This window comes from Gilliamella sp. W8128 (assembly GCF_016100545.1).
In the GTDB taxonomy this organism is placed as follows: Bacteria; Pseudomonadota; Gammaproteobacteria; order Enterobacterales; family Orbaceae; genus Gilliamella; species Gilliamella apis.
The window spans coordinates 295325-309377 of record NZ_JACFSE010000002.1; the positions used below are offsets into that span (position 1 = coordinate 295325).

The 14053-nt window shown below is 33.6% G+C and carries 12 protein-coding genes; 7 read left to right on the forward strand and 5 right to left on the reverse strand.

Annotated features, from left to right (window positions below; translation table 11 throughout):
* The first annotated feature begins 84 nt into the window (after positions 1-84).
* Both mpl and H3U97_RS02990 read left to right on the forward strand, forming a co-directional pair.
* The gene (gene mpl / locus H3U97_RS02985) at positions 85-1479 is read left to right on the forward strand and encodes a UDP-N-acetylmuramate:L-alanyl-gamma-D-glutamyl-meso-diaminopimelate ligase (RefSeq protein ID WP_110453860.1); all 1395 of its coding nucleotides are present in this window, start codon (positions 85-87) and stop codon (positions 1477-1479) included.
* Between the two features lie 409 nt (positions 1480-1888).
* The gene (locus H3U97_RS02990) at positions 1889-2245 is read left to right on the forward strand and encodes a helix-turn-helix domain-containing protein (RefSeq protein ID WP_065578284.1); all 357 of its coding nucleotides are present in this window, start codon (positions 1889-1891) and stop codon (positions 2243-2245) included.
* A gap of 57 nt (positions 2246-2302) precedes the next feature.
* Here H3U97_RS02990 and H3U97_RS02995 read toward each other — a convergent pair whose 3' ends face one another.
* The 3 genes from H3U97_RS02995 to H3U97_RS03005 form a co-directional block, all read right to left on the reverse strand.
* On the reverse strand, positions 2303-3670 hold the full coding sequence (locus tag H3U97_RS02995) for an L-serine ammonia-lyase (RefSeq protein WP_065578283.1): 1368 nt from the start codon (positions 3668-3670) through the stop codon (positions 2303-2305).
* A 230-nt stretch (positions 3671-3900) separates the two neighbouring features.
* The gene (locus tag H3U97_RS03000; protein WP_198198027.1) at positions 3901-5202 is read right to left on the reverse strand and encodes a serine/threonine transporter; all 1302 of its coding nucleotides are present in this window, start codon (positions 5200-5202) and stop codon (positions 3901-3903) included.
* A 561-nt stretch (positions 5203-5763) separates the two neighbouring features.
* The gene (locus H3U97_RS03005) at positions 5764-6162 is read right to left on the reverse strand and encodes a hypothetical protein (protein ID WP_198198029.1); all 399 of its coding nucleotides are present in this window, start codon (positions 6160-6162) and stop codon (positions 5764-5766) included.
* A 159-nt stretch (positions 6163-6321) separates the two neighbouring features.
* On the opposite strand from H3U97_RS03005, the gene proS reads away from it, so the two are divergent.
* Both proS and H3U97_RS03015 read left to right on the forward strand, forming a co-directional pair.
* The gene (gene proS / locus H3U97_RS03010; protein ID WP_198198031.1) at positions 6322-8037 is read left to right on the forward strand and encodes a proline--tRNA ligase; all 1716 of its coding nucleotides are present in this window, start codon (positions 6322-6324) and stop codon (positions 8035-8037) included.
* 736 nt (positions 8038-8773) lie between these two features.
* Positions 8774-10225 (forward strand): M48 family metalloprotease, encoded by a 1452-nt coding sequence (locus tag H3U97_RS03015; protein WP_198198033.1) that lies wholly within the window; start codon positions 8774-8776, stop codon positions 10223-10225.
* Between the two features lie 63 nt (positions 10226-10288).
* Here H3U97_RS03015 and H3U97_RS03020 read toward each other — a convergent pair whose 3' ends face one another.
* Positions 10289-10948 (reverse strand): histidine phosphatase family protein, encoded by a 660-nt coding sequence (locus tag H3U97_RS03020; protein ID WP_086361694.1) that lies wholly within the window; start codon positions 10946-10948, stop codon positions 10289-10291.
* A gap of 26 nt (positions 10949-10974) precedes the next feature.
* Complete coding sequence (rluC, locus tag H3U97_RS03025; RefSeq protein ID WP_198198036.1) at positions 10975-11955, reverse strand: 23S rRNA pseudouridine(955/2504/2580) synthase RluC; 981 nt, start codon at positions 11953-11955, stop codon at positions 10975-10977.
* 150 nt (positions 11956-12105) lie between these two features.
* Between rluC and dsbB the strand changes: the two genes are divergently transcribed.
* The 3 genes from dsbB (at position 12106) to H3U97_RS03040 (ending at position 14045) form a co-directional block, all read left to right on the forward strand.
* Positions 12106-12639, forward strand: a complete 534-nt coding sequence (gene dsbB, locus H3U97_RS03030) for a disulfide bond formation protein DsbB (protein ID WP_065578278.1) — start codon at positions 12106-12108, stop codon at positions 12637-12639.
* Between the two features lie 74 nt (positions 12640-12713).
* Entirely contained in the window at positions 12714-13370 is a 657-nt protein-coding gene (gene rluA / locus H3U97_RS03035) for a bifunctional tRNA pseudouridine(32) synthase/23S rRNA pseudouridine(746) synthase RluA (protein WP_198198038.1), read from the forward strand.
* 78 nt (positions 13371-13448) lie between these two features.
* The gene (locus tag H3U97_RS03040; protein ID WP_198198040.1) at positions 13449-14045 is read left to right on the forward strand and encodes an XTP/dITP diphosphatase; all 597 of its coding nucleotides are present in this window, start codon (positions 13449-13451) and stop codon (positions 14043-14045) included.
* Positions 14046-14053: the final 8 nt, after the last annotated feature.

The window sequence follows — 14053 nt, forward strand, 5'->3', positions numbered from 1 at the left end:
ATCAAATCAGTTAACTAAAAGATACTGGCAACAGATAAGTATTATCATTAGTACAATATTTTATAGAACATTAAGGACCAAAAAATGCATATTCATATTCTTGGGATTTGTGGCACATTTATGGGCGGCATTGCATTAATCGCTCGCTCATTGGGTCATAAAGTCACGGGTTCAGACAAAAATGTTTACCCACCAATGAGTACGCTACTACAAAAAGAACATATTGATATTATTGAAGGAGATGATCCTTCACAATTAAACCCTATTCCGGATCTGGTAATTATTGGTAATGCCTTATCAAGAGGCAATCCTTGTGTTGAATATATTTTAGATAACAACATTCCTTATATTTCTGCTCCTCAATGGCTACATGACAACGTTTTACGTGAACGATGGGTAATCGCTGTTGCTGGAACGCATGGTAAAACAACAACAGCAGGTATGGTTAACTGGATTTTAGAGAAACAAGGCTATAACCAAGGTTTTGTTATTGGTGGCGTACCCGGTAATTTTGAAGTATCCGCAAGGCTAGGTGAAGGAAACTTTTTCGTTATTGAAGCCGATGAATATGATTGTTCTTTTTTTGATAAACGTTCTAAATTTATGCATTATTGCCCAAAAACATTAATTATGAACAATTTAGAATTTGATCATGCAGATATTTTTGATGATCTCAGTTCAATTCAAAAACAATTTCATCACTTAGTTCGTTTAGTGCCGAGTAAAGGGTTGATAATTTCCCCGCAAGAAGATGTCAATTTAAAACAAGTTTTAGCGAAAGGTTGTTGGAGTGAGCAATCATTCACCGAATCAGAAAATGGCTGGATGGCGAAAAAAATCGCTAATGATGCGAGCCAATTTGCTGTTTACTTTAACAATGAACAGGTTGGTGAAGTTAACTATTCTCTTGTTGGTGAACATAATATGCATAATGCCTTAATGGCTATTGCAGCGGCACATAATGTCGGTATTAAACCCGCTGATGCTTGTTTAGCACTTGGATCGTTTTTGAATGCCAAAAGACGTTTAGAGTTATATGGCGAAGTTAATGATATTGAGATTTATGATGATTTTGCCCATCACCCAACTGCAATATTAGCAACTTTAGAAGCATTACGCAGCAAAATTGGGGCAAATCGAAGAATATTAGCTGTTTTAGAGCCTCGTTCGAATACTATGAAACTAGGCATATCCAAAGATGAACTTGCGCCATCATTAGGTCGTGCAGATGAAATATATATGTTTCAACCAGAACAACTACCTTGGTTAGTTGCTGATGTGGTTGATGCTTGTATTCAACCGGCTTATTGGTCTGGTGATATTGATTTATTAGTTGAGATGATTATTAAATCAGCTAAACCAACTGATGCAATCTTGATTATGAGTAATGGTGGTTTTAATGGTATTCATAATAAGATTTTAGAAAATCTGCAAAAACAGCAAATAAAAGACAAACAAGAAGAAAAATTGCGACATTAATAACTACATTCCAATATGACATGTCATTTTTAGTGGCATGTCATCGCTATATATTTTAATCCATTATATTATCTTTTATTAGGTATGAATCTACATAGGTTATACAAATAATAACTTATTTGCTAAGAGCTAATTGACGAATAAGATAAATACTGTGAATAAATAAGCTAATTATCAATAGCTGTAACTAGACAGATAATTAGAAAATCGAATAATATAAACATTATTTATTATTTCTAAATAATAAGGAAAAACGCCTTTATAAGTACTAATTAGGACGATTTAACTGATAAATTGATAATATAGTAAATTTATCTGTAACTACTGTTGATTAATAGAATAACTAATGCACCATTTATTTATATTAGACATGGTATTAAATCTCCGCTTATAAAATTGAGGATAGTACATGAATGACACTACCGACATGATTAAAATGTTATGTCGCAGAATAAAAATGGCAAGAATTGAGAAAAATTTATCACAGCTAGAGCTGGCTAATAAAGCCCAAATAGGTATTGCCACAATAAAACGTATTGAACATGGAGAATCAATTACTTTACAAACATTAATTGCTGTTTTAAAAGGCTTAGATGAACTTGACCAACTGAACAATTTATTGGCCTATAATGAAATAATGCATAAAACATCATCAGAACAACCAAAACGAAAAAAACGTTGTTTCAAAAAAGACGAAAAAATAGATATGTTAGTAAATAATGATTTTCTACGTTCAAAAGTTAATACAATGCGTTGGAAATACTAAGTTGATTGGCTATTTTCGCCGATTTTATATCGGCGAAAATAAACAAAATGTCTAAAATTAATTACAGTGAACCGTAATAGCTAATCCACCACGCGATGTTTCACGATATTTAGCATTCATATCCTTTCCTGTTTCATACATGGTTTCAATAACTTTATCTAAGGATACTTTTGCAACAGTCGTTCTTCTTAACGCCATCCGAGTGGCATTGATTGCTTTTACTGCAGCTATTGCATTACGTTCAATACAAGGAACTTGAACTTGTCCTGCAACTGGATCACAGGTTAAACCCAAATTATGTTCCATCGCTATTTCAGCAGCCATACAAACCTGCTGAGGGTTTCCTCCTAAGAGTTCAGCCAAACCTGCTGCAGCCATAGAACAAGCAACCCCCACTTCACCCTGGCAACCAACTTCGGCACCAGAAATAGAAGCATTCATTTGGTAAAGTTGCCCTATAGCACCACAAGTTAAGAAAAAACGAATATAGATATCAGGTGTTACCGGATTGATAAATTTATTATAATAAGCAATTACAGCAGGTATAATACCACAAGCACCATTTGTTGGAGCTGTTACCACTCGCCCACCAGCAGCATTTTCTTCACTAACCGCGAGAGCAAACATATTAACCCAATCAATAATAACCATTGGGTCATTAATAATACCATCTTTTGTGGTCGATAATTGCCGATATAATGAAAATGCTCGACGTGGAACTTTAAGTGGTCCAGGTAATAAACCTTCTGTATTCATTCCTCGTTTAATACAATCTAAAATTGTTTCGCCCACTCGCTCAAAATAGTTTTCTATTTCTTCATATGTATGTAACTGTAACTCATTCTTCATCATTATGCTGGAAATAGACAATGAATTATCTTCACAGAGACTAAGTAGCTGTGCTGCTGATGAAAAAGAATATGGTAACTTTACTGAATTTTGTTCTTCCTGACCAAATTTCTCCTCTTCTACAATTTTACCACCACCAACAGAATAATACGTTTTTTGTAATAATAACGTCTCTCCATTATAAGCACTCAATGTCATACCATTTTCATGTAATGGTAAAAATTTTGAATGAAATACCATACATTGATCGAGAGGAAAATCAATTTCATACCTATTGTTATAAATTGATAATCGATTGGTCTGAGTCACTGTTTCTATAAATAATGGAATATTATCGATATCCACACTATCAGGCTTTTCGCCAGCTAATCCCATAATAATGGCAATATCAGTTTGATGCCCTTTACCTGTTAATGATAAAGAACCGTAAACATCAGCAACAATTTTAGTAACCGACGACATCAAATTTGCACTAATCAACTGATCAATGAAGATTTTTCCTGCTATCATTGGTCCCACTGTATGAGAACTAGAAGGACCTATACCGATTTTAAATATTTCAAATACTGAACTCATATTTTCCCTTTTTTATACCTAATTTTAAATCGATAACAATTATCAATATTATAAATTATAACTGTGAGCAAAAATGCAGTAAAACCTATAAATTTATACAAGTTATTTCAAATCTTATGTTAAGATTTCCGCAAATAAATTATTTGCCACTAACTCCTTCTATTGATCAATAAAACAATCGACTTTACTACATAACACATAAACAGTTATGGTTTTTAATTAATGCAAATTTAAATTAAATTATAAATAGCTGCTGAAATCGCAATCATTCCCATAACAACAATAAATATATTACTAATTTTACCTTTATACTTTTCTAATATAGGCAATCTATGGATTGCGTACATTGGCATTAAAAATAGTAATATCGCTAGAATTGGACCACCTAATGATTCAATTAACCCCAAAATACTTGGATTTAGTGTCGCAATACCCCATGCAGTAATTAACATAAAAGCAATGGCAATTTTATCGAGTTTTTTTGGCGAAATTGTTTTATTACGGCTACGTAGTGCCTTATTAACAAGGCCATTAAATCCTTCTTTACCACCTAAATAGTGACCTAAAAATGATTTAGCCATAGCAATAAAGGCAATTGGAGGACCAATGTACTCAATTACTGGTGAATTAAATCGATTAGCTAAATAAGATAATGTTGAAATATTTTGAGCTTTTGCATCTAATAGCTCTGCAGGGGTTAGGCAAAGCGCACAACTAAAGACAAAAAACATGACAGTCACCACCATCATAATATTACTAGCCGCAATAATTTTACTACATTTAGGTTCAGCAAATACTTCACCATATTCTCTACGTTTAGCTACGGCTAAAGATGAGATAATAGGTGAATGATTAAATGCAAATACCATTACGGGTATAACTAGCCATAGTGTCATTAAAATACTACGTCCACCTTCATTAGCTGTATTACTAAATGAAAAATTTGTGAAAAGTTCACCATTCCATTCAGGAATTAAAAACAAAGCCAAAATCATTAACACAGCAATAAAAGGAAAAACCAATATTGACATAACTTTAACAATAAGTTCTTCACCAAAATGTACAATCATCATTAAAAAAGCAACTAAAAAGAATGAAAGCAAAGCTCGAGGAGGAGGCTCCATGCCTAATTGATGAACTATAAAGCTATCAACAGTATTAGTAATACCGACACTATAAACTAATAAAATCGGATAAATCGCAAAAAAATAGAGTAGTGTTATCCAATTTCCTGCAGTGCGTCCAAATGCTTCTTCAACCACTACTGTTATATCACCATCAGGGCTTTTACCCGATAAAACAAACCGACACAAAGCTTGATGAGCAAAGAATGTCATTGGGAAAGCAAGGATTAACATCACCAATAACGGGATTAATCCTCCGACACCTGCATTGATAGGAAGAAATAGTACCCCCGCACCAATAGCTGTTCCATAAAGGCTAAGCATCCATAATGTATCACTTTTACGCCATTTCGGTAATTTCGATGAGCTTTTATCTTCAAATATGTCCTTATTAATCGTATGTCCCATATTGAATTTCTCCTTAATCTAAAATTCGCGCGTATGATATCAATAATTAAACTTTTGTAGTGTGACCTTTATCACATTAAACACAAAATTATTCAATATAATCAATAAGATATTGATATCTATTTTGATACTTAAGCTACTTAAATTTGTTAAAGAATCATTTTTGACACCTATAAATAAGTAATCTGACAAAATTTATATTTGAATTGAGTTTTAATCGATAAGTAATAACAGAGTCATTACTCATTATTTTAGTTAAAAACAATAATAAAATTATTTTGGTATCCTAATATTTAAAAAAATCTAAGTTATAAATAACGTTGATTTATAGTATTTGTAATATGGGGTGTGTGATCAAGATTAGCGTTATTAAGTTTTTCAAGATAAGACACAAGAAAACTTATTCGTAATGATAAATAAACAACGAATTATATTTAGTACTATATTATGCTGATAACCATTACCTAATCAGACTATTAATTAAGATTAAATTATTAGCATAAAAATTTTTGAGGAACGGGGTTTTTGACAACTAATTTTAGTTAAAAACTCTCAAAATTTTTATATCGAATCATAGTAACAAACAACACCTAAATCTGACCGTATAATTTCCATAAAGCCACCAGACAATATTTCAGATGTGTCGTGGAAAAAACTAGGTTTTTCTTTTAATATCAATTTACCATAAAACTTATTTTCAAAATATAAATCGCCATCATCAGTAATGGTAAAATGGTCATCAGGCTGAATAAAACTATCACAAGGACATTCCATTATATATTCCGTTGTATTAGACAGTCGACTACAACCATCAGTTCGCCAATAAAACTCTAATACCTCTTGATAACTTAAATCAAACAAATGATATTTAGCAAATTTAATTGGCCAATATAAAATAAGACCTATTAAAAAGAGAAAGAATAAACGTTGTTTTAATTTAGGTATGTTCAATTTGTCCATATTGTTTAGTAACTTATTCTCAATAAAAGAAAATTTATCACATATAAACATTTATAACCATATTTACTAATAAAATTACTTTTGTGTTGCGCTTGGTACTGCTAAACTAGCTAACATTTTTATTATATTTATATATAAATTATTTTTCGGGATAAATGTATGCGAACCAGTAAATATCTTCTATCTACATTAAAAGAAACGCCAGCAGATGCTGAAGTAATTAGCCATCAATTAATGTTACGTGCCGGTATGATCCGTAAAGTTGCTGCCGGATTATATACATGGCTACCCACAGGTTATCGTGTACTAAAAAAAGTCGAAAATATTGTTCGTGAAGAGATGAATAAAGCCGGTGCAATTGAAGTATTAATGCCGGTGGTACAACCTGCCGATATATGGCAAGAAAGTGGTCGCTGGGAACAATATGGTCCTGAATTATTACGTATTAAAGATCGTGGCGATCGTGATTTTGTATTAGGGCCAACTCATGAAGAAGTAATCACTGACTTACTACGTAATGAAGTGAGTTCTTATAAGCAATTACCGCTAAATGTTTATCAAATCCAAACTAAATTCCGCGACGAAGTCCGCCCTCGTTTTGGTGTAATGCGTTCACGTGAATTTATTATGAAAGATGCATACTCATTCCACACCTCGCAAGAGTCATTACAAGAGACGTATGATGATATGTATAAGGCATACAGTGCAGTATTTACTCGGGCTGGCTTAAATTTTAGAGCAGTACGTGCTGATACAGGCTCAATTGGTGGTAACTGGTCACATGAATTTCAAGTATTAGCGGATAGTGGCGAAGATGATATTGTCTTTTCAACGGAATCCGATTATGCCGCCAATATTGAAATGGCACAAGCACAAGCACCAACTCAAACTCGCCAATCTCCAACCAAAGAGATGCAATTAGTTGATACTCCAAATGCCAAAACTATAGATGAATTAGTAGCACAATTCAATTTACCAATTGAAAAAACCGTTAAAACATTAATGGTTAAAGCCACTAAAGAGAGTGGTCACCAACTAGTGGCTTTATTAGTGCGTGGTGATCATACCTTAAACGAAATCAAAGCGGAAAAAATCGATATTGTTGCGTCTCCAATTGAATTTGCAACCGAAGATGAAATTCGTGCCTTAGTCAATGCTGGACCTGGCTCTTTAGGACCGGTCAAGCTCAGTATGCCAATTATAATTGACCGTGATGTTGCTGTAATGAGTGATTTTGCTGCCGGTGCCAATATTGACCATAAACATTATTTCAATATCAATTGGGAACGCGATGTTGCTTTACCTCGCGTCGAAGATATTCGTAATGTAGTCGAAGGTGATATTAGCCCAGACGGCAAAGGCACATTGCAAATTAAGCGTGGTATTGAAGTTGGGCATATCTTCCAACTTGGTACTAAATATTCAGAAGCCATGAAAGCAACTGTCCAAGGTGAAGATGGCCAAAATCATGTGATGATCATGGGTTGTTATGGTATTGGCGTTAGCCGAATAGTTGCCGCTGCAATCGAACAATGCCACGACGATCGTGGAATTATTTGGCCAGAAGCCATAGCACCATTTAGCGTTGTTATTATTCCAATGAATATGCACAAATCTGAAAGAGTACAAGCGACTGCAGAAAAACTTTATGCCGATCTACAAGCTGCAGGTATTGAAGTATTATTTGACGACCGTAAAGAGCGCCCTGGTGTAATGTTTGCTGATGCAGAATTAATTGGTATTCCACATACAATTGTTATTGGTGACCGTAACCTTGATAGTGGCAATGTAGAATATAAACATCGTGCTGGTGGAGATAAAGAATTGGTAAAAGTAGATCAAATCCTTGAATTTATTAAAAGCCGTCAACAATAAACACAAAAATAAACAATTGTAGTAATAATAAATAGGACACAACAAATAATGGCTTTCTTTGGTTTGCAAATTGCCCAAATAGTGAACATTATTTTGTTGTGTTGCTTGATTTTTTATTAGCAGTTGTCAGTCGAAATTAATTCAAACCTCATTGTGAATAACTTTTATCAAGTACCTAACGATATATATCGCTTGAACAATCCTCGTTAAAACAGATAAAACAGCTTGATAAACTTAGCATTAAAACCATAATTAATCTGCGATATGGCATAGTGATCGAGATAAAGTTGTCAATACTGGCATTACTGAAGTTTGGATCAATATGCGAGCAGGAAATGTTTCCGATAAAAAATAATTCAAATTCTTAAAACAATCAAAAATTCCCCTAAACTGAGATTAATTCATTGTTGGCATAGCAGTGACCGCACAGGCGTAGTTGTTGCTATGTATCGCTTGATTTTTCAAAACTGGAATAAACGTCAAGTTGTTGATGAATTAATGTAACCTGAGTTTAGAAATCATTAAAATATTTATCCCAATATCAAAAACTACATTAAGAATGTTGATATTGATGTTGAATAAATTCGCTATGCAGCATTGGAATAACATCATTATTTAATCGAGTAAATAAAATAATATAGAAGTAATAGCTCAAATTGATAAAATATTCAAAGTGATATTGTCTTTTTTTTAAGCTAGAATACTTAATTATTAATCTTTTTTATGAGTTAAAAGTATGTTAAAAAAAGCAATCGCACTAATAGTATCTACATCATTATTACTACAAAATGCATCGATCGTTTATGCAGATAACATTAAGCTACCCGATATGGGCACCGCAGCTGCAGCTACATTAAGCATCGGGCAAGAAAAAGAGATGGGCGATTATTATATGCGCTTGTTACGTGGTAGTGCTCCGATTATTAATGATCCGGTTTTAAATCAATACATCAATGATTTAGGAAAAAAATTAGTTTCCAAATCGGATTCAGTACAGACGCCTTTTCACTTTTATGTTATGAGAAGTAATGTACTTAATGCCTTTGCTTTTTTTGGTGGCAATGTCGTCGTTCATTCAAGATTAATATTAGATACCGATAATGAAAGTCAATTAGCATCGGTAATGGCTCATGAAATCGGGCACGTGACACAACGCCATTTGGCTCGAGCAATGGAGGCTCAAAATAGTAATAGTCCATACGTTTGGGGGGCAACACTTGGCTCGTTATTACTAACTTTAGCCAATCCAGAAGCGGGTATGGCGGCAATGACAACTACTATGGCTAGTTCAACACAAAGTATGATTAGTTTTACCCAATCAAATGAACAAGAAGCGGATAGAGTTGGGCTTAGAACATTAACTAAGGCTGGATTTGATCCTTATGCTTCTTCTGAGTTTCTACAAAAACTTGCCGATCAAAGTCGCTTTAGCAGTAAGCCACCTGAAATCTTAATGACTCACCCTTTACCTAATAGCCGTTTATCAGATATTCGTAATCGTTCATTACAATACTCAAAAAAGAATGTTACGCCATCTTTAAATTATTATCTAGCCAAAGCTAGAATAGCAATATTGATGAGTAACAAAACGAATGCAAGATTATTGATTGAAGATTATCGTAAACTGAATAATGAACAAAGTAAAATAGCGGTAATTTATGCTAATGCTTTAGTTGATTACAATAATAATAATTACCCAAAAGCCAAACAACAATTACAACCATTATTAGATAATGATCCAAATAATATTTGGTATATTGATCTAATGACGGATATTGACTTAGCGCTTAATAATAGTAGTGCTGCGATTAGTCGTCTTCAATCAGCATTAAAAAAATCACCTAATAGTTCCGCATTGCAATTAAATTTAGCTAATGCCTATGTAAAAGCACGCAATTACCAGCAAGCAGTGAGTTTATTACATCGTTATACTTTTGATCACAATGATGACACTAACGGTTGGGATTTGTTAATAACTGCTTATGGTGGACTAAAGTCAAGAGCTCAAGAGATGAGCGCACGGGCAGAGTCAGTGGCGCTAGAAGGAAAGTTTCCTGATGCGATTCGATTATTAACTAATGCTAAAACTCAAGCAAAAGGCAATCAAACCTTAATTGCAAAAATTGATGCCAGAATTAATCAATTAAAACAGTTACAAAAACGTTATGCTGTTTATAGTAGAAGGTAGACTCACATTTCAGGCTAATGTTACTAATAGCATTAGCCTGAAAATGTCAAAGAATAATAGTAATTAATCGTCTAAATGATCAACATTATTATAAAATTTAACTGAATATTCGCCATCTTGTTGATCGTTGTTCTGTTTATAATTAACCACGCTAATACTGGTATTTAACATTCTAGGGAAATAGTTTTCATCACGATGTTGACGCCAATCACCACCATTTAAAACACAAAGTAATATTCGTAACACCGTACCATGCGATACAACTAAAATATTACCCTTATCTTGTGGCGCATTTTTGACAATTTCATTTAAAGCATTTTTCATACGAGAAAGGACATCAAGATAATTTTCACCTTGATTGACAGATGCATCAAACTTTTCTGGTTCAGTTAAATAGGTATTAAATTCTGGGAATTCTTCTTTTAATGAAGGAACATGTCTACCCTCCCAAAGCCCAAAATCCATTTCTCGCAAACCTTCAAGCTCAAAAGTAGGAATTACATTATCATTTTCATTAATAATATAGTCCCGAGTTTCCATTGCACGTTGTTGAGGGCTAGAATAGGCTTGTATAAATGGTATATTTTTAAGATGCTTTCCGGTTATCTTGGCGCCTAAAATACCATTTTCAGTTAGAGGTGAGTTTTGTGACCCCTGCATCTGATCTTTAATATTCCATTCTGTTTGACCATGTCTAATTAAGTATAAATTAAGATCTTTCATGCTTATTAATTACCTTCTCATTTTAATCATTCTGTTTGTTGATATTTATCATCTCTAATCTTTGTCAAACAATTTTGCAATACATCATCCAACGGGGCATGTAATTGCATCTCCTGTAAAGTTTTCGGATGAATAAATTTTACATTAGCGGCATGTAAAAATAATCGATTAAGTTTACTATCAGCTAATAATGCATCAAATTGACTATCACCATAGCGATCATCAAATGCAATCGGATGATTAGCATATTGAGTATGCACACGAATTTGGTGAGTACGACCAGTTACTGGGCTCGCCTTAACTAAGGTTGCAAAACCGAAGCGTTCTTCTACTTTAAATCTCGTTTCTGAAGGTTTACCTTCGGCATTGACCTTAACCACTCGTTCACCACTTTTAAGAACATTTTTTAGTAATGGTGCTTGTACAACTTTGCATTCAGAAGGCCAATTACCTTTCACTAAAGCTAAATAATTCTTTTGCATCTGTTTCAAACGTAATTGTTCGTGCAGTGACTTTAACGCAGAACGCTTTTTCGCAATCAATAAAATACCTGATGTTTCGCGGTCAATTCGATGCACTAATTCTAAAAATTTTGCTTCTGGTCGTAAGGCTCTTAATCCTTCAATAACACCAAAACTTAGACCACTACCACCATGTACGGCAATTCCAGATGGTTTATTAATGGCTAAAATTACATCATCTTCATAAATGATCGCTTTCTCCAAATCAGCAACTTTATTTAGTTTTGTGGAAATCTCAAACACCGTTTTTTCGGAAACGCGTATAGGTGGGATACGCACTTCATCACCAATAGCTAACTTGTATTCTGGTTTTATTCTTTTTTTGTTAACACGAACTTCACCTTTTCTAAGTATGCGATAAATCATACTTTTAGGCACACCTTTAAGATATGTAATAAGAAAGTTATCAATGCGTTGCGCTTCATTTTCTTCACTAATTGTGACAAATGAAACTTGTTGTTTTGTTTGTTGAACTTTTGAGTCCATAAGAAAAGATTAATCCACCGTTAATAAATAAAAGTCGTTTCACATTATTAAAAAATAAACTACACTACTACTGGCTAAAAATTAATATCGATTAATTTCAATAAAATGAATTCAAAACGATTATAACGGAATCTGGAGGAATAAAACAGTATGTTGTCTCTGCTCAATCAATACTCTCGCAGTAGAGTTGCTTGGTTTTTGTTATTTCTTTCCACGTTTATTTTTGAAATAACCGCTCTCTATTTTCAACATGGCTTAGGCCTTGCCCCTTGTACATTATGTATCTATCAACGTTGTGCAATTTACGGCATTATGCTTGGCAGCTTAATTGGACTGATAGCGCCTAGCAAACTAATTTTTCGCTTAGCAGGTATTTTGGTGTGGTTAATTAGTGCCATTAAAGGTTTTAACTTAGCAACGTTTCATGCACATTTACAATTTGAACCAAATCTAGGTGATACCTGTGCTATTAATGTGCAATTTCCTTCTTGGTTAGCGTTAAATGAATGGTTACCAAGCATGTTTAATGCTTATGGCTCATGTGCAGACAAAATTTGGTCTTTTTTAACTATTGAAATGTCGCAATGGATGATCATTATTTTTGCTTGTTACCTTTTAGTGAGTTTGGTGATACTCTTCTCTCAACTATTTTCACCGAGTAAAAAGTCAATCTGGAGTAAATAAACTTTTCGACTGGCACTTTTTGTTGAGTTTGTTAGAATGTGTGGCAATTTAATTTTACAAATTATCACACATACATGCTTTTGGAATATCATCCCCCCATTGATCCGTGGCTAACTATTTTATATCAAGATGATCATATTGTTGTTGTGAATAAACAACCCGGTATATTATCTGTTTCAGGCAATAAGCCACAATTTATAGATAGCATTATTCATCGCTTACAACAAAAATATAGTTATGTTGAATCAGTCCATCGTCTCGATATGGCGACCAGTGGTATCATGGTTGCGGCTTTATCAAAATTGGCTGATAGAGAAATTAAAAAACAATTCCGCGAACGAGTACCGAAAAAAACTTATATTGCCGTAGTTCATGGCCATCTTAAAAATGATATTGGCCAAGTCGAATTACCATTAATTTGTGATTGGCCTAATCGTCCACGACAAATGGTTGACCACGAAAATGGCAAATATGCATTAACCCATTATCAAGTTATTTCCCGTAATGATGATAATACCACCAGAGTTGCACTATTTCCGTTTACAGGACGCTCCCATCAATTACGAGTTCATATGCAAGCAATCGGACATCCCATTCTAGGGGATAAATTTTATGCTCATCCTGAAGCATTTTCTATGTCACAACGATTATTGTTACATGCACAACTACTTACAATAAATCACCCCAAAACAGGGGAAAGTATGACATTTTGTTGTGAGCCAGATTTTTAAAATTTTAAACAATAAATCTATTAGTAATATTTAACTTACTAATAGATATATAACACAAATTAGTTATGGAGTCATAAAATGCAAAAAATTGTTTTAGCTACCAACAATCAAGGAAAAGTTAATGAATTACAACAGCTTTTGGCTAATGCTGACTTTGATGTTGTAGCCCAAAGTGTATTCAATGTTCCTGATGCTGAAGAAACCGGTTTAACATTTATTGAAAATGCTATTTTAAAAGCTAGACATACTGCAAAATTGACAAAATTACCTGCGATTGCAGATGATTCTGGCTTAGTTGTTGATGCGCTAAATGGTCAGCCAGGAATATATTCAGCTCGTTATGCTGGAGAACATGGCAATGATAAAAGTAATAATGAGAAATTATTACTTGCATTAAAGGATGTAGCAAAAGAAAAAAGAACTGCATACTTCTACTGTGCGCTTGCTTTTATGCGACATGAAAACGATCCAACCCCTATTATCTGCTTAGGAAAATGGAATGGATTAATTTTGAATGAACCGCATGGCAATGGTGGATTTGGTTATGATCCATTATTTTTTGTTCCAGAACTTAATTGTAGTGCCGCAGAGCTAACTAAAGAACATAAAAGCCAAATTTCTCATCGAGGACAAGCACTTAAACAATTAATCGCCAAAATAAAAACTGAGTATTAGCCAGATAA